We start from the raw sequence: 24,051 nt of genomic DNA, 5'->3' as shown, positions 1-24,051 counted from the left end.
CCGCCGTGAACCAGCCTGCCGGTACTCAGCCTGCCCTCGCGCAGCCCAAGGTCAGCCTCGCCCAGTCCTCCCCCACCGTCGGCCGCGTCCGGGTGCGCGGCGGGGCGCTGGAGTGGAGCGGGCGTCAGGAGACGGTGCGGATCGAGCCGTGGGGTCCGGACGCGGTCCGGGTGCGGGCCCGGCTCGGCGGCCCGGTGCTCCAGGGCCTGCCGGGGGCGCTCCTCGACGCTCCGCCCGCCGCCGAGGCGACGGTCGACGTCGGCGAGGGAGAAGGGCGGCTGACGGTCGGCGCGCTGACCGTCGAGGTGAGCGCCGAGGGCATGCTCCGCTTCCTGCGCACCGACGACGGCGGCGAGCTGCTCGCCGAGGAGCGGGCCCACTTCTGGTGGCCCGGCCCGCGCCTGTACACGGCGGTCGGCAACGGCTACCACCGCCTCGAGCAGCGCTTCGCCGCCTACGAGGGCGAGCAGCTGTACGGCCTCGGCCAGCACCAGCACGGGCGGCTGGACCAGAAGGGCCTGGTGCTGGACCTGGTGCAGCGCAACAGCGAGGTGAGCGTCCCGGTGCTGGTGTCCAGCCGGGGCTACACCCTGCTGTGGAACAATCCGGCGATCGGCCGGGTGGAGCTGGCGGGCAACGGCACCCGCTGGGTCGCGGACTCGGCCCGGCAGATCGACTACTGGATCACGGCGGGCACTCCGGCCGAGGGCCAGCGCAACTACAGTGCCGCGACCGGGCGTTCACCCATGCTGCCGGAGTGGGCGGCGGGTTTCTGGCAGTGCAAGCTGCGCTACCGCACCCAGGACGAACTCCTCGCCGTGGCCCGGGAGTACAAGCACCGGGGCCTGCCGATCGCGGCGATCGTGTGCGACTTCTTCCACTGGACGCACCTGGGCGAGTGGAGGTTCGACCCCAAGGAGTGGCCCGACCCGGCGGGCATGGTGCGCGAGCTGGAGGAGCTGGGCATCAAGCTGGTCGTGTCCGTGTGGCCGTCGGTGTCCCCGCTCTCCGAGAACCACCAACTCATGCAGCAGCGCGGCTACTTCGTCGGCACCCAGTACGGCCCGATGGCGCACGCCGACTGGCCCGACAAGGAGGTCGCCTCCACCGTCCAGGTGGCGTTCTACGACCCCACGAACCCCGAGGCCCGCGACTTCGTGTGGTCGAGGATCCGGGAGAACTACCTGGACCCGTACGGCATCACGGCCTTCTGGCTGGACGCGTGCGAACCCGAGCTGAAGCCCGGCTTCCCGGAGAACCTGCGCTACTGGGCGGGCCCGGGCCTGGAGGTCGGCAACCTCTACCCGCTCGAGAACGCCCGCACCTTCCACGAGGGCCTGCTGGCGTCCGGGGAGTCGGAGGTGATCACCCTCAACCGCTCGGCGTGGGCGGGCAGTCAGCGGCACGGCGCGGCCCTGTGGTCCGGTGACATCGGCACCGACTTCGCCACCCTGCGCCGGCAGATCGCGGCCGGCCTCAACACCGCGCTGTCCGGCATCCCGTGGTGGAACACCGACATCGGCGGCTTCCACGGCGGCGACCCGGACGACCCGGCGTACCGCGAGGTGATGGTCCGCTGGTTCCAGTTCGGCGCGCTGTCCCCGCTGATGCGCCTGCACGGCTTCCGCGACCCCGGCCTGCCGCTCGGCCCCGACATGACGGGCGGCCCGAACGAGGTCTGGTCCTACGGCGAGGAGGCCGGCGCGATCCTGGAGAGCTACCTGCGCCTGCGTGAGCGCCTGAAGCCGTACATCCTCACCGTCATGCGCGAGGCACACGAGGAGGGGCTGCCGGTGCTGCGCCCGCTGTTCCTGGAGTTCCCGGACGACCAGGCGGCCTGGTCGGTGGACGACGCCTACCTCTTCGGCCGGGACCTGCTGGTCGCCCCGGTGCTGACCGCCGGCGCCACGGCCCGCACGACGTACCTCCCGGCGGGCGCGCGCTGGACGGACGCGTGGACGGGCGCGACGTACGAGGGCGGTACGGCGGTGACGGTGGACGCCCCGCTGGACCGGATCCCGCTGTTCCTGCGGGACGGGGCACGGCTGCCTGTAGGGGAGTAGCCGAGCCGAACGGCGGCCGGTCTCTTCCGTACCCACGGAAGGGGCCGGCCGCCTTCTCACGCGTCAGTCGCGGCAGACGGAAACCAGGGAGCGGACCAGGGCTGCGGTGTGCAACAGGTCCGGGTGCTTCTCGTGGTGGACCTCGACGACGGCCACGGCGAGTTCGGGAGGGCACGTCGGTTCGGTGCGTTCCGGGGTGGTGTCGGCGAGGGCCTGGACGAGGTCCGTGTTGATGTGGTTGATCGTCTGACGGACGACGTTCAGGTCGGGCTTGGTGGTCGGGGCCTGCTCCGGGTGGGCCGTCCACCGGGCGAACAGGGCGCGCTGGACGGCTTTGTTGGCCTCGATCTGGTCGCGGAAGACGCGCCGTGCCTCGTCGGGGTCGGCGCCGATCCGCTGGGCCTGGGCGGCGACGGAGTCGAGGACCTGCTGCTCGCGGGCCGGGTCGTCGATGGGGCTGTCGGTGCCCCACTTGGCGGCGGCGACCAGGTCGGCGGTGGCGAGGCGGTCGGCGGCGAGGGAGGCGACCGGCCGCAACGGGGAGATGTGTGCCGGTGCCGCCGCTGCGGTGCCCGGCAGGGCCAGCAGCGCGGCGGCGGCGATCGCTGTGGTGCTGAGAGGGGTGGGGATTCGCATGGCGTCCATGAAACCCCACGTCGGCTACTTCTCGGTCAACTGCTGCTGACGCTCTCGCTGTTGACGGTGAAGTTCAGCCCGCCGGAGGACGAGGTGATCTCGAAGCCGAACTGGAAGTCGCCGATGGTCACATCGCCGAACCAGCCCTTGGTGTCCCTGATCCACTTCAGGATCGGCAGGACGCTGACCGTGCCGGAGCCGGCGTTGGAGCTGCGGACGAAGGAGAACACGTCGTTGGAGCCGTTGTTGCCCTTGTAGACGGTCCAGGTGGAGCCGCCCAGGCTGACCGTGCCCTGCGAGGTGCCGAGCGGGCCGACGGCGCCGGTCTTGTTGACCCAGAGCATGATCTCGTACTTGTGGTTCGTGTCCCAGATGTCGTACGCCGTCTCGTAGGCGCCGGACGACGGGACGGTGACGTTGTAGCTGGTGCTGAGGGAGCCCAGAGAGCTGATCGACTTGTTGATCACCTTGTCGGCGTTGGGGTAGGACTTGATGCCGCCGGTGTTGGGGTGGTTGGCCCAGACGCCCCAGTTGGTGCCGGAGTTGGCCCAGATGCACTGGTTGCCAGCGCCGGAGCCCCAGATGTCGTTGTAGAGGGTGTAGCCGTTCAGCGTGGTGCTGCCCCACTGGTCGCAGGAGGACCAGACGGCGGCGGAGGCGGGCGCTGCGGCGAGGCCGACGGTGGCGCCGAGGGCCAGGGCGGGGGCGACGAGGGCCGTGGCGACCTTGCTCAGCGTGCGTGTTGCCATGGTGTCCCTTCCATGGGTGGGGGGAATTGCGGGGAGTCACCACGTCCCCAGGCTGAGGACGCGGTCTTCTCCGGCGACAAGGTCGAGCGGCTCGCCGCCGGAGGAAGTCCGCAGGTCGATGCGGGTGGTGCGGCTCGGTCTGAGGGTGACCGTGGCGTGCCCTGGAGCCCAGCTGAGGTCGAGCTCGGCGCCGAACCGGGTGCGCACGCCCCGGAGTTCGCCGGACGGCCAGGATTCCGGAACGGCGGGCAGCAGGACCAGCCGGTCGGGGGTGGACTGGACGAGCATCTCGATCAGGACGCCGGGCAGGGTGTGTGCGGCGTCCGCGTTGTAGACGTCCCGCTGCGGGTAGTGGGCACTCATCAGGGAGGCGTGGAAGAAGTCGCCGCCGAGGACCTCGTGCAGGGCGTGCGCGGCGCGGCCGGGGTCGCGCAGCCGGGCCGCGATCAGGGCGTGGTGCAGATGGCCGTGCGCCGAGTGGTTCTCCGCGCCACGCAGTTCGAGGGCCCGGTGGGCGGCGGCGGCCAGGTCCGGGGTGTCGTAGGGGTTGATCTCGTCCAGGGGCCAGACGCCGTAGAGGTGGCTGAGGTGGCGGTGGTCGTAGGTGTCGTCGAGTCCCGGCCAGGCCCATTCGGCGAGCGCCCCGTCGGCGTTGATCCGGTGCGGCGGCAGCCGGTCGGCCAACTTCCGCCATTTCTCGGCATGTTCCGGGTGGTAGCGGGCGGCGGTGAGCAGGGCGTGCCGGGCGGCCGAGAGGTCCATGGCCGCGTTGAGCGCGCCCCAGCTGCCGTTCGCGGGCCGGTTCTCGGGCGAGTAGGAGGGCACGACGACGAGACGGCCGTCCGCGTCGGTGCGGGTGAGGAAGTCCTCGTAGAAGGCGGCGATCTCGGCGAGGACGGCGGCCGTGCGCGGATCGGGCTCGCCCCGGGTCTCGTCGTGGTCGACGAGCGGCTTGAGCAGCCAGTCGGCCCCGGCGGTCCACAGGTGAAGGGGGTACTCGCGGGCGAAGTGGTACGTCCGTCCGGACTCGCCATCGGTGTGGGCGGGGGCGACCACGCCCCGGGCGCCGAAGATCTCGCGGGCGTTCTCCCGCCAGTGCGGGAGCTGTCCGGTGACGAGGGCGGCGAGCGCCTCGGTGACCTCGGGCAGGGCGGCGGCCGGTGCGGAGGCGGTCTGGAGGTTGAGGTTGGCGTCGTTGGTGAACGCCCCGGACCAGGCGGTGTTCCAGTCGCCGGTCCACAGGCCGGTGAGCCGGGGCGGCAGCCGGCCGCTACTGGAGAGCAGGTGGTAGCGGCCGGCGGCGAAGAGCCGTTCCAGCAGGGCGGGGCTGTCCGGGCGCTGCAGCAGCTCCGAGCCGGGCAGGGCGCGGTCGGCGGGGTCGGCGCCGAGGTCGAGCGTGACCCGCTGGTAGGCGGTGCGGTGCAGGGCCAGGTGCCGGCCGAGGAGGACGTCGTACGGCTGCTCGATGCCCTGGAGGAGTTCCTGGAGGAGCCGGGCCTCGGCGACCGCGTCGGCCTCGCCGGTGTGCCGGAGTACGCGGGTGAGCAGCAGCACCGAGCGGGCGCCGGTGACGCGGACGCCGGGCGGGTGGAGTTCGGTGCGGCCGCCGAGGACGGCGACGAGGGTCACACCGGTGTAGGCGCGGTCGCTGCCGGGGTAGTGGGCGCGCAGGCTGAGCAGGGCACCCTCGGGGGTGAGCAGCGCGCCGTGGCCGACCCGGAGACCGGCCGGGGCGCCGGGCAGCCGGTGGTCGAGGCGGATGTGGAGATCGCCGGCGGTGATCTCGTGCACGATCGCGTCGTCGGCGCGGGAGACGAAGACCCGGCCGCGGACGTCACCGGAGACGGCCGTGACCTCGCCGCTGGTGAAGTCGACGGCCCGCCGGTACACGGACCGGTCGCCGCCGGGCCCGGTGAGCCGGATCTGGAAGGCGGGGTGGAAGGGCTGCACCCACTGCAGCGGGCGGCCGTCGGTGAAGTCCTCGGCGGCGGTGAGGTCACCGGCGAGCAACCGGTCCTGGAGTGCGGGCAGTTGAGAAGCCAGCCGGGGCGGGCGGCCGTGCTCGCCGCCGTTGGGCCGGACCAAGGTTGCCTGGGTGACGACGACCCGTTCCTCGTTCGGATCGCCGAACACGAGAACGCCATGGTGGCCGTTCCCGCTCAGGAAGGCGTCCTCCCAGCGTGCCGCCGGCGCCGGTTCCCACGTGCCGTGGACGGGTGCGTGACTCATGGCCGCAGCACCGCCACGCCGTAGCGGCCGAGGGTGACCGAGCCGGTGACCTTCTCGCCGCCGAGCAGGTCGCGGTGGCTGCCCGGCACCTCGACGGTGACCGGCTCCCGCCCGTGGTTGAGCAGGAACAGCAGCTCGCCCCGGCGCACCGCCTCGACTCCGTCCGGCAGCCCCTCCAGCACCGGGCGCACCCCCGCCCCGGCGGCGACGGAGGTGAGCAGGTCGCGCAGGGCGTCCGGCTCGGGGAGCGTGGAGACGTACCAGGCGCGGCCGTTGCGCAGGACGGCGGGCAGCCCGTCCAGCTCGCCGCCCCGGTACGGCACGGTCTCGGCGACCCCGGGCTCGGCCTCGATCTCCTCCGACCACAGCGCCCCGCGGAAGCCCTCGCACCGCACGGTCTCCCCCGCCTCCAGCGGCCACCACTCGTGCAGCGTGCGGATGCCGAACAGCTCGCGCAGCCGGGCGTCCATGCCGCCGGGCCTGACCCGGTCGTCCTCGTCGGCGACACCGGTGAGGAAGCCGCAGACCAGGGTGCCGCCGCCCCGGACGTAGCCGAGGAGGTTGTCGACGGCCGTGTCGGTGAGGAGGTAGAGCTGCGGGACGACGACGAGCCGGTAGCCGGACAGATCGCGCTCGGGGTGGGCGAAGTCGGTGGCGAGACGGGCCTCCCACAGCGCCCGGTGCCAGGTGGTCAGCACCTCCGGCAGATCCACTTCGGCCGACAGCCGCCCTTCGTGGGCTCCGGCCCACCAGGAGTGCCAGTCGTGCAGGACGGCGATGTCGGAGTGACTCCGATGACCCACCACTTCCCCGCTGATGGCGGCGAGTTCGGAGCCGAGCTGCCGTACCTCCTGGTAGGTACGACCGTGCTCCCCCGCGTGGCTGACCATCCCGGAGTGGAACTTCTCGGCGCCCTGGCGGGACTGGCGCCACTGGAAGTAGCAGACGGCGTCGGCGCCGCGGGCGACGGCCTGGAGGGACCACAGCCGGTTGAGGCCGCGGGGCTTGGGATGGTTCACCCCGCGCCAGTTGACCGGACCGGCCGCCTGTTCCATGAGCATCCACGGCCCGCGGGCCTGCGAGCGGGTCAGGTCGTGCACCAGCGCACCGCGCTGCCCGCCGAGCGGGTCACGCGGGTCGGGATAGAGGTCGACGGAGACGACGTCCTCCTCCCCCGCCCAGCGCCAGGCGTCCTGGCCGATCCACAGCGGCATGAAGTTGCTGGTGACGGGGATGTGCGGGGTGTGCCGGCGGACGATGTCCCGTTCGGCGGTGAAGCACTCCAGGAGCATGTCGGAGGTGAAGCGCCGGAAGTCCAGCACCTGGGTGGGGTTCTTCAGATAGTGCGCGTGGCGAGGCGGGAGGATGCCGTCCCAGGTGTCGTAGCCCTGGCTCCAGAAGGCCGTCCCCCAGGCGGAGTTGAGGGCGTCGAGGGTCTGGTACTTCCCGCGCAGCCAGCGGCGGAAGGCGGCGGCCGCCTCGTCGCCGTAGTCGAAGGTGCAGTACTCGTTGTTGATGTGCCACATCGTGAGGGCGGGGTGGGTGCCGTAGCGGGCGGCCAGGTCCTCGGTGATGGCGGCGGCGTAGCGCCGGTAGGTGGCGCTGGAGTGCGAGAAGTGCTGCCGGCCGCCCCACCACTCGGTCCGCCCGTCGGCGTCCCGGGGCAGGGTGTCCGGGTGGAGGCGGCCCATCCAGGGCGGCGGGGAGGCGGTTGGTGTGGCGAGCACGACGCCGATCCCGTGCGCGTGCAGGAGGTCCATGAGCCGGTCGAGCCAGCTGAACTCCCGGTCCCCCGGCTCGGGTTCGAGCGTGGCCCAGGAGAAGACGCCGAGCGTGACGGAGTTGACGTGGGCGTCCTTCATCAGCCGGACGTCCTCGTGCCAGGTCTCCTCGGGCCACTGCTCGGGGTTGTAGTCACCGCCGAAGAGGATGCGGCCCCCGGTGGCGTCGGCGAGGGTCGGTCTCATGCCGGCTCCCCGTACTGGATGCCGCGCCCGTTGGTGGCGAGGTACACACGGCCGTGGATACGCGGATCACCGGTGATCGCCCGCCCGGTCCAGCCCCACTGGTGGGCGTTGTCGTTGATGCGCGCCCAGGACCGGGCCTGGTCGTCGGAGCGGTAGACGGCGGTGAGGGCGCTGTCCGTGCTGCCGACGAGGTAGATCGCCGGGTAGCCGGCACCGGGGGCGGCCTTACCGAAGCCGAGGGTGTACGCGGCCCGGGCACTGCCGGACTTGGTGAAGGTGGCCCCGCCGTCGGTGGACCGGTACAGCCCGTTCCCCTTGGTGCTGAGCCACAGATCACCGCTGCCCTGCGGGGCCGCAGCGAGCTGGAACTGGCTGTCCCCGGAGGGCAGTCCGGTGGCGCGGGCGGTGAAGGTACGGCCGCCGTCGGTGCTGGCGTACAGGGTGCCTGCGTCGGTGTCGTAGGCGTAGAAGAGGGTGGGGTCGGCGGGATCGGCGAGCGGGGTGGCGCCCTTCGGGCAGGTGGCCACCTCGGCCCAGCTCGCGCCGCCGTCGGCCGAGCGGTGGGCGGGGTACTTGGTGCCGTCCCCGTGCACGAAGGTCCACAGCAGCACGCTGCCGTCGGCGCTGACGGCGACGGGCCCCGGGGCGTCCTTGGCGAGCGGCGGCTGGCTCGGGAAGGGCGTCCAGGTCTGTCCGCCGTCGGTCGAGAAGGCGCCGTTGCCGTGGTCTCCCCAGCCGGTACGGACGACGTACGACGGTTTCGCCGCGGCCTGTGCGAGTCCGGTCGCGGTGCCGAAGACGGGGTTGGCGGCGAGCCCGCGGGCCGGGGAGGCGGTGAGCCGCTCGTGGTAGAGGACGCCGATGTCCCCGTTGCCGCTGATCAGATGGGCCGTGCCGGTGGGCGGGGAGATCAGCTGTTGTACGGACGTCTCCTCCAGGCCGCGGATCCGGGGGGCGAAGTGCCGCAGGTCCCGGGTGCCGTAGATGGTGGCGCCGGTGCCGTGGAGGATGTTCCGGCAGTCGTACGGATCGACGGCCACGGCCTGGATCCACCACCCGAACTTGGGCTCGGCCTCGCCCCAGGTGAGGTAGGGCGTCTCGGAGACGTCGAGGACGGCGGTGTCCTTCAGCGAGACCCAGGTGCGGCCGCCGTCGGTGCTGCGGTACAGGGTGTCCCCGGCGGACCAGCGGTTGTTGGTGGAGACGACGACCGTGCCGGGGCGGTGGGCGGTTGTGGCGACTCCGCCGTAGCCGAAGGTGTCGGTGCCCTGTGGGGTGGCCGGCGTGACGTCGGTCCAGGTGCCGGTCGCGGTGTCCAGCTTGTGCACGCTGCCGTCGGTCTGGCCGTTGGGGCCGGGCGCGTTGGCGTACGTCACGTACAGCGCCCGAGTGTGCGGGTCGTGGGCGGCGCGGACCGGGACCTTGGCGGAGGTGCCGGTGGGTTGGCCGGGGACGGGTTCCCAGGTGGTGCCGCCGTCGGTGGTGCGCAAGAGGTTCGGGGTGGTGCCGTCGGAGTCGCCCCAGCCGGCGTATACGGTGCGGCCGGCGGAGAGGAGGAGGGTGACGCCTTGGCCGGTGCTGGTGGGGGTGCCGGGGAACCCCGTGTCCTTGGCCCAAGTGGCGCCCCTGTCGGTCGACTTGAGGAGTCCGTCGTGGCGGGTGCCGAGCCAGAGGGTGTCGCTGTCGCGGGGGTCGACGAGAAGGCGTTCACCGGTGCCGCGACCGTCCTCGTTGGCGCCGAGTCTGACGGTGAGGTCGGTGCGCCGCCAGGTGTCGCCGCGGTCCTCCGATCTGAGGACGGCTCCGTTGCCGGCCCAGGACTGGGCGTAGGTGCCGAGGGCGAGGTAGAGGCGGTCCGGGTGGGCCGGGTCCACGGCCAGGGCCTCCACACCGAGGAGGTTCCAGTCGTCCCAGCCGAGGTGGTCGGTGAGGGGGGTCCAGCGGGCGGTGTCCTCGTCCCAGCGGTAGGCGCCGCCGATGTCCGTGCGGGCGTAGGCGAGGCCGGGGGTGGTCGGATGGAAGAGGATGCCGGTGACGAAGCCGGTGCCGCCGATCGCGGCGGTGCGCCAGCGGTATGTCCGCGGGGCGGCTGCGGCTTCGGCTGCCGTTGCCCGGGTGGGGAGCGTGAGGAGAGCGGCTGCGGTGGCCGTTCCGACGAGGACGGTTCTGCGGGTGGGGGTGGGCATCGGGTACCTCGGTGGACGTGGGTGGGTTGGTGGACCGGGGTGCGTGCTGGGCGGGGGTGGGGGCGCTTGCCCGCGCTTGCGGGGGGCCGCTGCGCCCACCCGTGCCACCCCAGCGGCGCGGCTGCCCGCAGCTAGGACGGCATGCTGTTTGCCCGCAGCGGGGGCACCATGGAGCCGACGGAACTGCAACTCCCTAGGGGCGCCCGGTCAACCCTTCACCGCCCCCGTCAACATCCCCTTCTTGAAGTGCTTCTGGACGAACGGGGACAGCACCGCCACCGGCAGCAGCGCCATCACCATCACCGCCATCTGCACGGCGAGACCCGACAGCTCACCCGTCTTGATGGCCTGCCCCAGACCCACCGGAGCCTGCTGCTTCTGCACCAGTTGGATCATGACGTTCTGGAGCGGCATCTTGTCCTGGTCGTTCAGGTACAAGGACGCGTTGAACCAGGCACTCCAGTACCCGACCGCGTAGAACAGCGTGATCACCGCCAGCACCGCCCGTGACAGCGGCATCACGATCTGCCGGAGGATCCTGAAGTCCCCCGCGCCGTCGATGCGTGCGCTGTCGATCAGTTCCTGCGAGATGCCCATGAAGAACCCGCGCAGGACGAGGATGTTGAAGACGCTCACCGCGCTCGGCAGGATCAGGGCCAGGTAGCTGTTCATCAGGCCGAGGGACTGCACCAGCAGGTACGTGGGGATCAGGCCCGCGCTGAAGAACATCGTCGCCAGCAGCAGCATCAGGAACCAGCGGTGGCCGAGTGAGCCGATGCGCGAGAGGCCGTAGGCACACAGCACGGACACCGTCATCGAGAACAGCGTGCCGACGAGGGTGACCAGGATGCTGATGAGCGCGGCCCGGGTGACCTGTCCGCCGCTCAGCAGTTCCTTGTACGCGACGAACGTGATGCCCTTCGGGATCATCACCAGGCCGCCCGCCTGGTCGATCGTCTTCCGGGAGGACAGGCTGGTGACGATCACGATCCACAGCGGGAAGAGGATGCCGAGGCAGGCCAGGGTGAGGACCAGGCCCTTGCCCGCCAGGCCCGCCTTGCTCGGTTCCTCCTCCCACACCGGGCGGGGCGGCGCGGCCCACCGGGACGGCTCCCGCTCCCGGACGGGCGGTTTGTCGATGACGGCGGTCATTTCTTGTACACCCCCTGCTCGCCCATGAGATGGGCCACCTTGTTCGCGGCGAGGACCAGTCCGAGGCTGACCACGCCCTTGATCAGACCGGCGGCGGCCGCGTAGCCGAAGTCCTGGTTGCGCACGCCGTTCCACCAGGTGAAGGTGTCGAGGACCTCCGCCGCGCCCGGTCCGACGGCGTCACGCTGGAGCAGGATCTGCTCGAAGCCGACGGTCAGGGCGTCACCCACCCGCAGGACCAGCAACAGCGCGATCACCGGGCGCAGCGCGGGCAGCGTGACGTGCCACATGCGGCGCCAGCGGCCGGCGCCGTCCATGGCCGCGGCCTCGTACAGATCGGGACTCACCGAGGCCAGCGCGGCGAGGAAGATGATGATCCCCCAGCCCGCGTCCTTCCAGATCCCCTCCGCCGTGACGAGGAACTTGAAGGTGGACGGGTTGGTCATGATGTCCAGGCCGTTGTAGCCGTGCTGGCGCAGTAGCTGGGACAGGACGCCCGCGCCGCCGAAGAGTTGCTGGAAGACGGCGATGACCAGCACCCAGGAGAAGAAGTGCGGGAGGTAGAGGACCGCCTGCGCCACCGCCCGCACCCTCGGCCGTATCACGCTGTTGATCAGCAGCGCGAGCAGGATCGGGACCGGGAAGAACAGCACGAGTTGGAGGATGAACAGCACCAGGGTGTTCTGGACCGCGTGCCAGAAGGACGAGTCCGCGAAGAGCTGCTGGAAGTTCTCCAGGCCGACCCAGGGGCTGTGCAGCATCGAGACGATGCCGTTGTCGCTGACGTAGGGGTCGTAGTCCTCGAAGGCGACGACGTTGCCGAGGATCGGCAGGTAGTTGAAGAGCAGAATCAGCAGGATCGCCGGCAGCGTCATCAGCAGCAGCAGGCGGTCGCGTCTGAAGCGCAGGCGCAGGCTGAGCTTCCCGGTCCTCGTCTTCTTCCGGTTCTTCCGGGTCGCCGCGGCGCCGTCCGACGCCGCCGTGGCCTTCCCCGCCCTGTCGTCCGCCCCGGCCCTGCTCCGAGGCACCGTGCTGTGGGACACGGCATTCTCCTTGCCTCGTGCCTCGGGTCAGCCGGCCGCCGTGCCGTTCTCGTCGAGGAGCTTCTTGTACCAGTCGCGCAGCTTGTCGCCGCCCCTGCTTTTCCAGTCGGAGACGGCCTGCTGCATGTCGCTGATCTTCTTGCGGCCGCGGGTGATGTCGTCCTCGAGCGTTTCGAAGTTGTCGCCGAGGTTGGTGTAGCGGGACGGCTCAGTGATCATCTGGCCGTAGAAGCTGGACTTCTTGGTGAAGGAGCCCATCCGCTGCTGCCACAGGACCTGGGCCTTGGCGACGTCGGGGAAGTCGGGGTGAGCGACGGTGGGGGCGGGGCTCGCGACCATGACGTAGGCGTTCATGACCTCGTTGTTGCCCTGGGTGGTCTTGACGGGCACGCCGTTCTTGACCGTGTAATCGGCGCCCTGGACACCGTAGTTGGTGGCCATGTACTCCTTGGTGCCGTACGGCGCGGCCGTGACGTTGGCGACGGCCAGGGCGTCACGGATCACGGACTGCGAGGCCTTCTTGTTGATGAAGGCGAAGATGCCGGCGGGCTGTTCGGCCCAGAGCGTCGGGTCGCCGCCGTCATGACCGTAGACGTCCATGCCCCAGATCTTGAACGACGGGTTCTGGGTGGCCTGTTCGGCGGTGCGGCCCCACCACTGGCTGATGTTGTTGGAGTAGATCAGGAACTCGCCGGCCGCGAACTTGGGGCCCGGGTCGGGGGCGCTCTTGCCCATCATGGCGTCGGGGTGGACGTATCCGGCGGCGAAGAGCTTGCGGGTCCACTCCAGCGCTTCGAGGTACTCCTGGGTCTCGATGCGGTTGATCAGCTTGCCGTCGACGAGGTTCCAGCCGAGCGGCTTCTCGCTGCCGGACAGCACGCCGAACATCTGGAAGGCGGTCCACTTCATGTCCAGGCAGGCCCAGCGCTTGGCCTTGGCGTTGGTGATCTCCTTGGCCAGGGCCATGAACTCGTCCGCCGAGCGCGGGACCTGGTAGCCCTGCTTGTCGAAGATGTCCTTGCGGTAGAGGGGCACGATGCCGGTGACGTACGACTGGGGCATCGGCAGACCGCGCAGCTTGCCGCCGATGATGCAGCGCTGCCAGGCGTCGGTCGGGATGGCCGCGAGGTTCGGGTACTCCTTGACCGCGTCGCCGGAGAGGTAGGGGCCGAGGTCGGCGAACTTGCTGATGATGGCGGTGGGTATCTTGCCGCCCATGTTCCAGCTGGGGACGACCACGACGTCCGGTACGTCGCTGGAGGCGAGGACCGCGCCGAGCTTCTGGTCGTAGGTGTTGCCGTCCTGGTTCTGCCAGACGACGTCGACGCCGATCATGTCGTTCATCGTCTTGTAGTAGGCGTTGTCGCTCTTGGGCGGGGAGCCCCAGAACGGCGACATGACGGTGACCTTGCCGCCCTTGCCGAGCTTCTTGGGAACCGAGGTCTTCAGGGTCGCGAGATCCAGCTTGCCGGTGAAGCCGATCGGCGAGCCGTTCTTGGACGGGATGTCCGGTACCACCACGTTGCTCGCCACGTAGGTGGGGAGCAGCTTCTTCTCGCCCTTGCTGCCGGAGGAGCCGCCGCCCGAGCCGTTGTCCGAGCTGCCGCAGGCGGTGAGCAACGGCATGCCGCCCGCCACCGCTGCGGCGGCGACAGCCGTGGAGGCGAGGAAGCTTCTCCGACTGGGGGCGGAAGAGGCGGCGTTCGGCGTCATTGCGTCAACCCTTCATGGCGCACCAGGACACCCGGCGGTGGCCGTCGGCTGCGGTGTCTCGAGTGGATCTGGCTGAGCTGGAACGTGCTTCGACGAAATGCGGCCAGTCGAAGCGCTTCGATGTTGCTGCGAGGTTAAGTGAACACCTGAGGGCGCACAAGGGTCGCTTCCAAGATTTCCGCTGTGCGCCGGAAAGCCGCACGAAGGCCTATGCCCCTTGCCGTGCACGTCGGATACGCGTCTTCTTCACGCACGACACCTTGACACCTCGCCCTCCCTCCACTGAGCATCGAAGCGCTTCGAAAGCGTCTCGTCGCTCCATCCGCAAGGGGAACCGCTCGTGACCGTTGACTCGCCGTCCGCCCTGCCGTTCCGCGATCCGCATCTGCCGATCGCGAAGCGCATCGACGACCTGCTGGCGCGGCTCACCCTGGCCGAGAAGATCTCCTTCCTGCACCAGTTCGCGCCGGCCGTCGAGCGCCTGGGCATCGCCGCCTTCCGCACCGGCCAGGAGGCGCTGCACGGGGTGGCCTGGATGGGCCCGGCGACGGTGTTCCCGCAGGCCGTCGGGCTCGGCGCGACCTGGAACCCGGAGCTGGTCCGGCGGGTCGGCGAGGCGGTGTCGAAGGAGGTCCGCGCGATGCGGGCCCGGGACGACCGGGTCGGCCTCAACGTCTGGGCCCCGACGGTCAATCTGCTGCGCCATCCGCTGTGGGGCCGTAACGAGGAGGGCTACGCGGAGGACCCGACGCTGACCTCGGCGATCGCCACTGCGTACACCCACGGCCTGCGCGGCGACCACCCGCTGTACTGGCGTACCGCGCCCGTCCTGAAGCACTGGCTCGCCCACAACAACGAGACGGACCGGGCCACTTCGTCCGCCTCCGTCCGTCCGCGCGTGCTGCACGAGTACGATCTGCGCGCCTTCAGGGAGACGGTCGAGGCGGGCGCCGTGGCCGGGGTGATGCCCGCGTACAACCTGGTCAACGGCCGCCCCAACCACGTCTCGCCGTATCTGCGCGACCCCCTGCGCACCTGGACCGACGAGGAGCTGCTGGTCTGCTCGGACGCGGGCGCGCCCTCCAACCTCGTCGACGCCGAGCACTACTTCGACACCCACGAGGAGGCCACCGCGGCCGCCCTGCTGGCCGGCGTGGACAGCTTCACCGACCACGGCACGGACGGCTCGCAGATCGCCGAGCGGGTGAAGAGGGCTTACGAACAGGGCCTGTTGACCGAGGCGGACATCGACACCGCCGTACGCCGCCAGCTCTCCGTCCGGTTCCGGCTCGGCGAGTTCGACCCGCACTACGACCCGCACAGCGGCACCGGCGAGTTCGACACCCCGGCGCACCGGGCGCTCGCGCGCGAGGCCGCCGAGCAGGCGGTCGTCCTGCTGAAGAACGACGAGGACCTGCTGCCGCTCGCGCCCGACACCCGGATCGCGGTGGTCGGCCTGCTCGCCGACGAGTGCAAGCTCGACTGGTACAGCGGCACCCTCCTGCACCGCTCCACTCCCCTGGAGGGCCTGTACGAGCGGTTCGGCGCCGAGCGCGTGGAGTTCGCGGAGGGCGTGGACCGGGTCCGGCTGCGCACCACCGACGGGGCGTTCCTGCACGTGCCGTCGACGGACGCGCCGGACGAGGTGCGCGGCACCGAGGGCGCCCTCGACCCGGCCCTGCTGTCCGGCCGCACCGACCTCCCCCCGCTCACCACGGACCCGGCCGGCACCGAGTTCGCGCTGGTGGACTGGGGCGAGGGCTGCCTGACCCTGCGCGCGCCGGACGGCCGGTACCTGTCGGTCGCCGACGACGGGTACGTGCGCGCCTCCGCCGACCAGCCGGGGGGCTGGGTGGTCCAGGAGACCTTCCGCCTCGAACCTCACCGCAACGGTCACCTCCTGAAGCATCTGGGCACGGGTCGCCATGTCCGTGTCGCCGCCGACGGCGTGAAGGTTGCCGAGGCCGAGGGTTCCGGGGACGTCCTCGAGGTGATCACGGTCGAGCGGGGCGAGGAGGCCGTGGCCCGGGTCGCGGAGGCGGCGGAGGTCGTCCTCGTGGTCGCGGGCAACGACCCGCACATCAACGGGCGCGAGACCGAGGACCGTACGACCCTCGAACTGCCGCCCCACCAGCTGCGGTTGCTGCGCGCGGCCCGCGCCGCCAACCCGCGCACGGTGCTGGTGCTGACCTCGGCCTATCCGTACGCGGTGAACGTGGCACGGGTGCCGGCCGTGCTGTGGACGGCGCACGGCGGCCAGGCGGCGGGCACGGCCCTGGCCCGCGTCCTGGCTGGCGACGTCTCTCCCGCGGGCCGGCTCCCGCAGACCTGGTACGCCTCCGACGCCGACCTGCCCGACCTGTTCGACTACGACGTGATCGGCGGCCGCCAGACCTACCTCTACTTCGAGGGCACCCCGTTGTTCCCCTTCGGCCACGGCCTGTCGTACGCGTCGTTCGGCTACGGCGACCTGGTGGCCGCTGTCACCGACGGCTCACTGCGCGTGTCGTGCACGGTGACGAACACCGGGGACCGGGCGGCGGACGAGGTGGTCCAGCTCTACGGCCGGGCGGTGGACCCGTCGGTGGCCCGCCCGCGCCGGGAACTGCTGGCCCACCGCCGCATCGGCCTGACCCCCGGCGAGACGGCCGAGGTGACCTTCGAAGTCCCGCTCCGCGCACTGGAGTTCTGGGACGTGGCACTGGGCGGCCCCCGCCTGGAGACGGGACCGTACGACCTCCTCGTCGGCGCGTCCAGCGAGGACGTCCGGCTGCGTACGACGCTCCACCTCGACGGCACCGCACCGGCCCCGCGCCCGGTGGTCCGACGCGGTCTCGCGGGCGCGGACTTCGACGAGCAGTCGGGCATCGAGATCGTGGACCGGACCAGGACGGCGGGCGACGCGGTGACTCCCGCCGAGGGAGGTACGGCCGAACTCGTCTACCGTGCCTGCGACTTCGGCCCGGGCGTGACCGAGCTGACCGCGCAGGTGGCGGGCGAGGGCGTCCTCGAACTCTCCCTGGACGGCGGCCCGGTGCTCGCCACCCTGCGCCTCGAGACCCCCACCGACGGCCCCTACGCCTACACCACCCTGGGCGCCGGCATCGTCGCCGAGGGCGTGCAGGACGTCCGCATCGGACTGCGCGGCCCGCTGCGGCTCGCGCACGTCGGCTTCTCCGGTTGAGGGTCCGGAGGAGACCGACGACGGGAAGGGGCCCGGCACCGGAAGGCAGCGGTGCCGGACCCCTTCACCTGCGAGAGCGCCTGCGTGTCAGCCGCGGCTGGCCTTCGCGAGAGCCGGGACGAAGGTCAGGGCGTTGAGGGTGCCCACGCCGGTGGCCATGTCGTAGCCGTTGACGGCCTTGTAGCCCTTGACGCCCTCGTAGCTGTTGTCCGTACCGTCGTTGACGTCGACGATGCCGGAGCCCTTGCGGCCTTCGAGGGTGTAGAGGGCCTGGTTGATGTTGCCCACGCGGTGGCCGGCCGCCTGGTCGGCGAGGGCGACGATGCCCGAGAAGAGGGGGCTGGCCTCGCTGGTGCCGCCGGCGACGTCCCAGCCGGTGGCGGTCGGGTCGTAGCTGGAGTAGACCCAGGCGCCGCCGTTGACCGCGGCGGCCATCGAGATGTCCGGGGTGCCGCGGCGGGTGCCGACGACGTTCTTCACACCGTTCTGGTAGGCCGGTCGGGTGAAGACGTGGGACTGGCCGCCGCCGCCCGCGCCGTAGTCGTTGTAGACGCTGTCCGGCTTGACGCGCTGACCCTTGTCGTTCAGGTGCAGCTGGGTGCCGCCGATGGAGGTGACCAGCGGGTCGGACGAGGGCCAGGAGTTGACGGGCTGCTTGTAGTACGACTTGCCGTCGGCCTGGAGGTCCGTGGCGCCGCCGTCGCCGGAGGAGGCGAGGACGGTCACGTGCTTGCGCTGCGCGGCCTCGAAGGCGTACCGCAGCTTCTTGATGCTGGAGAAGTCGCCCTTGGAGAAACCGGGGAAGGTGTTCTCGGTGGCGCCGAAGCTCTGGCTGATGACGTCGCCGACACCGTGGTCGATGAGGGACTTCTCGGCGGACATCATCTCCGGCAGACCGGTGGTGCCCTCGGTCTCGGCGACGGCCGTCTCCACCAGGACGATCTTGGCGTCCGGCGCGACGGCGTGGGCCATCTCGACGTCGAGCGTGGTCTCGCCGGCCCAGCCGGTCATGTCCGAGTTCTTGGGGTCGAAGACGGGGACCTTGCCCCACTTGACGACCTTGACCTTGGTGCTGGGCAGCCCGAACTGCTTGCTGTAGACGTCGAGATCGTGCTGGACGGTCGGCGAGCCGAACGAGTCCACGATGACGATCGTGCGCCCCTTGCCCGTGATGCCCTTCTTGTACAGCGCGTTGAGGTTGTACGCGGTTCTGTACTGGAGCGGGCTGTAGCAGTTGATGTGCCACTTGGCCTGGCACTGGGCGATGGGGAGGGGGCTGGCCACGTCACGCACGAGCGTGTGCCCCGAGACGGCCGGCTGCGCGAAGGTGTGCGGTACGCCGGCGGGCGCGGCGGTGGTGGCGCCGGCCGAGGAGAGGGTGGTCGCCAGTCCTGCGGCGACGAGTGCGGCGGTGGCGGCGGAGGCCGCGAGGCCGCGCCCGGTACGGGCTATGTGCATGTGTTCCCCTGAGTTGGTCCGGTGTCGGACGTAATCGGTCGCCTCAGTCGACACGCAGACCCTTACGCGAGTCATGCACAGAACAAGATTCTTGACCGGCCGATGCCAAATCCTTTACCCGCGCCGCACCGCCGAATGACCCTCCCTGGCCTGCGCGTTCACCGAGTGAGCAGCGACGCCGGAACCCGGACCGACCACGTCTAAGGTGAGCGGCATGAGCGAGATCACCGGCGTCACAGCCGCGCCCGGCGGCCGTATACGCGTCCGCTTCCACGACCGCGGTTTCGTCGCCGTACGCGACCGGACCGCGGGCCGCATCGCCGACGCGCTCATCGGCGACGAGGCCGGATGCGTCACCGTGCTCGTCCTGCTCGCTTCGGTAGCCCTCTACGGCCTGCTGAACAAGGCCGGTGCGCCGCAGGTCGTCCTCACGGTCTGCCTCTGGGTGTTCCTCGTCTCGGTCTGCTACGCGGCACTCCTCGCACTCCTGCGGTGGATGGCCGGAGTGGTGGGCGGCATCCTGCTCTTCCTCCTCGCCGTGGTGACGCTCCCCGGTCTGCTGATCCCGGGCTACCAGCGGAAGGTGCTGCGCCGCCCGGGCACTGCCGGCCCGGAGACCGAGCCGGGGTGGGTACCGTCCACCGCCCTCGGCGGCGTGTGGCTGAGCCAGGCGGCTCCCGGCACCAACCCCGTGGTGACGCTCCAGCACGCCGACGGATCCGTCGTCGCCTACGCCGCCCCGCCCGACAAGGCCCGTGAGCTGCACGCCGGGTTCGAGGCCCTGCTGCGCACCGGGCATCCCGGCCGGTCCCGCGGCTGAGGCATCCGTCCCCGTCCCCAACTCCCCCTCTCCGGAGCCGATCCGACCATGTCCCTCTTCAGCAGGCGCCGTACCGTCCGGCTGTCCCAGCACCGTACGGCCGACAGCCCGTTCGGGCCGATACGGATCAGCTTCAACCGCGGGCCCGCCGTCATCGCGCTCGTACAGGGCCCGGGCATGCCGCCCGTCACGGTCGTGCCCGGCCGTGACCACGGCCAGATCAAGGTCGACGGGCAGGTGATCCCCACGCGCCGGGGGAACGGCAAGCGCTGGGCCCTGCGCCGCAGATCGCACACCCGCACGGCCGTGGTGGGCGAGCGCACCTACGAGCTGCGGCCCACCGGCCTGTGCCGGGCCCGGCTCCTGCGCAACGGCGCGCCCATCGCCGAAGCGCACGGCACCCTGAGCGCGTACCTCTCCCTCCGTGGCATCCCCGGCATCGACGCCCAGCTGACCTGGTCCCACGGCCTCGACCCCACCGACGTGGCGATCGGCCAGGCCATGGTGTTCGCCTTCGGAGCGGGCGCCCCCGGCGCACTGGCCACGATCGTCTCTTCCCTGCTCGACATATTCAGCTGACCGTCGTCGGCTCGCGCCGGGAACGGAGAACGGCCGCAGCCCCCGCACAGTGGGCTGCGGCCGTTCTGTTTCCGACCTGTCCGTGGCAGGTCAGAGCGCGAGACCGGTCAGGACCAGGACGCGCTCGTAGGTGTAGTCCTCCATGGCGAACCGCACGCCTTCGCGGCCCACACCGGACTGCTTGGCGCCGCCGTACGGCATCTGGTCGGCGCGGTAGGACGGGACGTCGCCGATGACCACGCCGCCGACCTCGAGGGCGCGGTGGGCGCGGAAGGCGACCTGCAGGTCGTGCGTGAACACGCCTGCCTGGAGGCCGTACTTGGACGAGTTGACGGCGGCGAAGGCCTCCGCCTCGCCGTCCACCTTCTGCACGGTGAGGACCGGTCCGAAGACCTCCTCGCAGGCGATCGTCACGTTCGCCGGTACGTCGGTGAGGACGGTCGGCGCGTAGGAGGCGCCGTCGCGGTCGCCGCCGGTGAGCAGCGTGGCGCCGGCCTCGACGGCCTCCTTCACCCAGGACTCCACGCGCTTGGCCGCGTCCTCGCTGACCAGCGGGCCGACGTCCGTCTTGGCGTCGGACGGGTCACCGGTGACCTGGGCCTCGACGGCGGCGACGATGCGCGGCAGCAGCCGGTCGTAGACGGACGCGTCGGCGATCACGCGCTGCACCGAGATGCAGGACTGGCCGCCCTGGTAGTTGGAGAAGGTCGCGATGCGGGTCGCGGCCCAGTCCAGGTCCTCGTCGCTCGCGAAGTCGCCGAGGACGACGGCCGCGCCGTTGCCGCCCAGCTCCAGCGTGCAGTGCTTGCGCGGCACCGAGTCCATGATCGCGTAGCCGACCTTGTCGGAACCGGTGAAGGAGATGACCGGCAGCCGCTCGTCCTGGACGAGGGCGGGCATACGGTCGTTCGCGACCGGCAGGACGCTCCAGGAACCGGCCGGCAGGTCGGTCTCGGCCAGCAGCTCACCGAGGATCAGGCCGGAGAGCGGGGTGGCCGGCGCCGGCTTGAGGATGATCGGCGCGCCGACGGCGATCGCGGGGGCGACCTTGTGGGCGCACAGGTTCAGCGGGAAGTTGAACGGCGCGATGCCGAGCACGACGCCCTTCGGGAAGCGGCGGGTGAGCGCGAGACGCCCCTGGCCGCCGGCGTCGGTGTCGAGCCGCTGGGCCTCACCGCCGTTGAACCGGCGGGCCTCCTCGGCGGCGAACCGGAACACGGACACGGCACGGCCGACCTCGCCCCGGGCCCACTTGATGGGCTTGCCGTTCTCGGCGGAGATCAGCTGGGCGATCCCCTCGGTGCGCTCGGCCAGCCGCTTGCTGACGTGGTCGAGGGCGGCGGCGCGCACGTGCGCCGGGGTGGCGGCGAACTCGTCCCGCACGGCGTACGCGGCGGCCACGGCCTCCTCGACCTGGGCGTCGGTCGGCACGCCGACCCTGCCGACGAGCCGGCCGTCCCACGGGGAGGTGACGTCGAAGGTGTCCTCGCCGGTGACCTGGCGGCCGGCGAGCCAGAAGGCGTGGGTGGAAGTCATAAGGTCGAGTCCCGGCCCTTCCGTGTCGGAGGTGTGCTTGGCTTTCGTGGTCCACGGTAGGGCGGGGGCGGCCGGGGGTCGTTTGTCCGAGTCGTAGCAGTCGGGGTGGGGGGTACTCCGTAATGGCGGGGTCAGCCGCGGTGTTCTTGTACGGCTCGGCCGGCCGGCGGTGTCGTGGCGGCCGGGGGAAGGGTCCGCGTCCTCCGCACCGGTGAGCAGAAGACGGGCAGGAAGGCGCCCGCCAGGCACAGCGCGCCCGCCCACACCGCCGTACGCACCCCCGCGAACTGGCCGACGAGACCGCCCAGCGCGGAGCCGACGGCGAGCGCGCCGGTGAGCAGGAAGCGGAAGGTGGCGTTCATACGGCCGAGCAACGCGTCCGAGGTCAGGCGCTGGCGCAGGCTGACGCCGAGCACGTTGTCGATACCGGTCTTGGTCATCACGGCCAGCCATCCGGCGCCGGCCACCCACAGCCAGGGTCCGCGCCCGGTCAGCGCGACGGCCAGTGCGGCCGGCGCGCACCACGGCCCGGCCAGCCCCAGCACCCGCCCGTGCCCCAGCCACCGGGCGAGCCGCCCGGCGACGACGGCCCCGATCAGCAGCCCGAGCCCACCGGCCGCCCAGTACAGCCCGAGCGCCCCCGCGGGCAGCCCCAGCTCCCGGGTGAACAGCACCGGCAGCAGGGCGTTGACCATCTGCGCACCGAGGTTGGTGAGCGTCGCGGTGAGGGCCAGGGCGCGCAGTTCGGGACTGCCGAGGACGTGCCGGAGGCCTTCGGCGATGTCGGCGCGCAGCCGCGTTCCCCCTGTGGGGGCTACGGCGACGTGGGCTGTACCTCTGCGGATCCGGGTGAGGCCTGCGGCGGAGGCCAGGTAGGCGACCACCGCCGTGATCAGGGCGAGGGGGGCGGTCAGGGTCTGGACCAGGAGGCCACCGGCGCCGCGGCCGGCGATGTTGGCGCCGCCCATCAGCGTGCCGATCGCGCCGTTCGCCGGCACCAGCCGCTCACGGCCGACCAGTTCGGGCAGGACGCTCTGCGAGCCGACGTCGAAGAACACGGTGGCGCAGCCGTTGACCAGCACGACCGCGTACAGCTGCGGCAGCGACAGCGCCCCCAGCCACCAGGCGACGGGCACCGACCCGAGCAGCAGCGCCCGCGCGGCATCGGCCGCCACCAGCACCCACCGCCCCGGCAACCGGTCCACCCAGGCCCCCGCGGGCAGCCCGATCAGCAGAAACGCGGCCGTGGACAGCGCCGCGAGCGCCCCCGCCTGACCGGGGCCCGCGTGGAGCGTGGTGACGGCGAGCAGGGGTACGGCGACGTAGCCGATGTTGGTACCGAGATGGCTGAGCGCACTGGCGGCGAAGAGCGTGCGGAAGTCACGCAGCCGCCAGGCAGAGGCGGGGGCCGGATTCATCGGGTGCGGTACCTGCCGGGGGCGGGAGTGGGGGGAGGGGGCGGTGGAGCAGGGTGGGTGGGTACGGCGGCTGTGCCCGGGCAGTCGGCGGCCAGAGCGGGGCGGGTGGGCGCGCCGGCTAGACCCGGGCAGTCAGCAGCCGGAGCCGGACGGGTGAGTGCGCCGGCTAGACCCGGGCAGTCAGCGACCAGAGCCGGACGGGTGGATGCGCTGGCTACACCCGGGCACTCAGCAGCCGGAGCGGGGCGGGTGGGTGCGTCGGCTGCACCCGGGCTGTCAGCAGCCGGAGCCGGGCGCGTCGGTGCGGCGGTTGTGCCCGGGCTGTCGGCGACGGCGGCAGCTGTGGGCGCCGTCGCCGATGCGGGGCGGCGGCGGGTCAGATGGACGCCGGTCAGGACCACGGCCATCCCCGCGACGGTCCGCGCGCCGAGCGGCTCGTGCAGGACGAGCGCGCCGAGGGCGGTGGAGACGACGGGCAGCAGGTAGCCGACGGTGGCTGCCGCGGTGGGCCCCTCCAGGGCGATCAGGCGGTAGTTGAGGTGGAAGGTGAACCCGGTGCAGAAGACCCCGAGCACGGCGACGGCGACCAGTGCGACCGGATCGGTCCACCCGGTCCCGGACGACGCGGTGCCGCCGGCCGGGAGTGCCAGCACCGCGAGCCCCGTCGCCGCGGTCAGCTGGGCCGCGGACACAGCGAGCGGTCCGGTGCCGGTGTCGGTGAGGACGCGGCCCATGTAGGCGAAGGCCACCGCGTAGGAGACGGCGGCACCGAGCAGCGCGAGCACGCCCCGGCCGAACGCCGCGCCGCCGCCCGCCGTGGAGTCCCCCGCGCTCCACGGCGAGAAGATCAGCAGCACACCGGCGAAGCCGAGCAGCAGCCCCGCGAACCGCAGCGGGTTCCGGTCCCGTTCGGTGCCGAGCGCGAGGCCGAGCAGCAGCGACCACAGCGGGGTCGTCGCGTTCAGCACTCCGGCGAGGCCGGTGGAGACGGTCCGTACACCTTGCGCGGCCAGGAAGAACGGCAGCGTGTTGCACAGCAGCGCGGCCACGACGAGCCGGCGCCAGAGCCCGGCCCCGCGCGGCAGCCGCTGCCGGGCGGCCCGGGCGAGCACGAGCAGGACGGCGGCCCCGAGCGCGGCGCGCAGCACGGTGATGTGCAGCGGGGACAGACCGTGGCGCAGGGCGAGTCCGGTCCACAGATAGCCCGAGCCCCACAGCAGGGCGAGCACGGTCACACGCACCACGGGAATCCCCCTCTCGTCGGCTGTCCGCAACAGTGCGGTCCGAGAGATGTGAGGACAAGTGAAACTTTCTTCGG

Annotated in this window: 16 protein-coding genes; 4 read left to right on the top strand and 12 right to left on the bottom strand. The window is 71.6% G+C overall.

Annotation, left to right across the window (positions count from 1 at the left end; genetic code table 11):
- Positions 1 to 5 precede the first annotated feature (5 nt).
- Positions 6 to 2,063, top strand: coding sequence for a TIM-barrel domain-containing protein (locus tag ACH47Z_RS18605; RefSeq protein ID WP_399074805.1), 2,058 nt, complete (start codon positions 6 to 8; stop codon positions 2,061 to 2,063).
- Between the two features lie 63 nt (positions 2,064 to 2,126).
- Here the strand turns inward: ACH47Z_RS18605 and ACH47Z_RS18600 are convergent, their stop codons facing one another.
- The 8 genes from ACH47Z_RS18600 to ACH47Z_RS18565 form a co-directional block, all read right to left on the bottom strand.
- Positions 2,127 to 2,699, bottom strand: a complete 573-nt coding sequence (locus ACH47Z_RS18600) for a chorismate mutase (RefSeq protein WP_399074803.1) — start codon at positions 2,697 to 2,699, stop codon at positions 2,127 to 2,129.
- 35 nt (positions 2,700 to 2,734) lie between these two features.
- Complete coding sequence (locus ACH47Z_RS18595; RefSeq protein WP_399074801.1) at positions 2,735 to 3,448, bottom strand: hypothetical protein; 714 nt, start codon at positions 3,446 to 3,448, stop codon at positions 2,735 to 2,737.
- A 36-nt stretch (positions 3,449 to 3,484) separates the two neighbouring features.
- Entirely contained in the window at positions 3,485 to 5,677 is a 2,193-nt protein-coding gene (locus ACH47Z_RS18590) for a glycosyl hydrolase family 95 catalytic domain-containing protein (protein WP_399074799.1), read from the bottom strand.
- Complete coding sequence (locus tag ACH47Z_RS18585; protein WP_399074797.1) at positions 5,674 to 7,644, bottom strand: beta-galactosidase; 1,971 nt, start codon at positions 7,642 to 7,644, stop codon at positions 5,674 to 5,676. The genes ACH47Z_RS18590 and ACH47Z_RS18585 overlap by 4 nt, the downstream gene beginning before the upstream one ends.
- Positions 7,641 to 9,830, bottom strand: coding sequence for a WD40/YVTN/BNR-like repeat-containing protein (locus ACH47Z_RS18580; RefSeq protein WP_399074795.1), 2,190 nt, complete (start codon positions 9,828 to 9,830; stop codon positions 7,641 to 7,643). Before ACH47Z_RS18580 ends, ACH47Z_RS18585 begins: the two co-directional genes overlap by 4 nt.
- Positions 9,831 to 10,037: 207 nt before the next feature.
- Positions 10,038 to 10,982, bottom strand: a complete 945-nt coding sequence (locus ACH47Z_RS18575) for a carbohydrate ABC transporter permease (RefSeq protein WP_399074793.1) — start codon at positions 10,980 to 10,982, stop codon at positions 10,038 to 10,040.
- Positions 10,979 to 12,025, bottom strand: a complete 1,047-nt coding sequence (locus tag ACH47Z_RS18570; RefSeq protein ID WP_399074791.1) for an ABC transporter permease — start codon at positions 12,023 to 12,025, stop codon at positions 10,979 to 10,981. Before ACH47Z_RS18570 ends, ACH47Z_RS18575 begins: the two co-directional genes overlap by 4 nt.
- 27 nt (positions 12,026 to 12,052) lie before the next feature.
- Positions 12,053 to 13,738 (bottom strand): extracellular solute-binding protein, encoded by a 1,686-nt coding sequence (locus ACH47Z_RS18565; protein WP_399074789.1) that lies wholly within the window; start codon positions 13,736 to 13,738, stop codon positions 12,053 to 12,055.
- Between the two features lie 340 nt (positions 13,739 to 14,078).
- On the opposite strand from ACH47Z_RS18565, the gene ACH47Z_RS18560 reads away from it, so the two are divergent.
- Positions 14,079 to 16,922, top strand: coding sequence for a glycoside hydrolase family 3 C-terminal domain-containing protein (locus ACH47Z_RS18560; protein WP_399074787.1), 2,844 nt, complete (start codon positions 14,079 to 14,081; stop codon positions 16,920 to 16,922).
- 87 nt (positions 16,923 to 17,009) lie between these two features.
- On the opposite strand, the gene ACH47Z_RS18555 is transcribed toward ACH47Z_RS18560, so the two are convergent.
- Entirely contained in the window at positions 17,010 to 18,380 is a 1,371-nt protein-coding gene (locus ACH47Z_RS18555; RefSeq protein WP_399074785.1) for a S8 family serine peptidase, read from the bottom strand.
- Between the two features lie 214 nt (positions 18,381 to 18,594).
- Between ACH47Z_RS18555 and ACH47Z_RS18550 the strand changes: the two genes are divergently transcribed.
- Complete coding sequence (locus ACH47Z_RS18550; RefSeq protein ID WP_399074783.1) at positions 18,595 to 19,200, top strand: hypothetical protein; 606 nt, start codon at positions 18,595 to 18,597, stop codon at positions 19,198 to 19,200.
- A gap of 48 nt (positions 19,201 to 19,248) precedes the next feature.
- Positions 19,249 to 19,779: a hypothetical protein gene (locus ACH47Z_RS18545; protein WP_399074781.1), complete on the top strand. Its 531-nt coding sequence runs from the start codon at positions 19,249 to 19,251 to the stop codon at positions 19,777 to 19,779.
- A gap of 90 nt (positions 19,780 to 19,869) precedes the next feature.
- Here ACH47Z_RS18545 and ACH47Z_RS18540 read toward each other — a convergent pair whose 3' ends face one another.
- The 3 genes from ACH47Z_RS18540 to ACH47Z_RS18530 form a co-directional block, all read right to left on the bottom strand.
- Positions 19,870 to 21,315: an aldehyde dehydrogenase family protein gene (locus tag ACH47Z_RS18540; protein WP_399074779.1), complete on the bottom strand. Its 1,446-nt coding sequence runs from the start codon at positions 21,313 to 21,315 to the stop codon at positions 19,870 to 19,872.
- A 131-nt stretch (positions 21,316 to 21,446) separates the two neighbouring features.
- Positions 21,447 to 22,733 carry an MFS transporter gene (locus ACH47Z_RS18535; RefSeq protein WP_399074777.1) on the bottom strand — a complete coding sequence of 429 codons (1,287 nt, stop codon included), beginning with the start codon at positions 22,731 to 22,733 and terminating at the stop codon, positions 21,447 to 21,449.
- The gene (locus ACH47Z_RS18530) at positions 22,730 to 23,977 is read right to left on the bottom strand and encodes an EamA family transporter (protein WP_399074775.1); all 1,248 of its coding nucleotides are present in this window, start codon (positions 23,975 to 23,977) and stop codon (positions 22,730 to 22,732) included. Before ACH47Z_RS18530 ends, ACH47Z_RS18535 begins: the two co-directional genes overlap by 4 nt.
- Positions 23,978 to 24,051: the final 74 nt, after the last annotated feature.

Source organism: Streptomyces sp. NPDC020192 (assembly GCF_044388685.1).
GTDB lineage: Bacteria > Actinomycetota > Actinomycetes > Streptomycetales > Streptomycetaceae > Streptomyces.
Note: the sequence above shows the minus strand (reverse complement) of the source record. Positions and strands in the feature narration are given on the sequence as shown.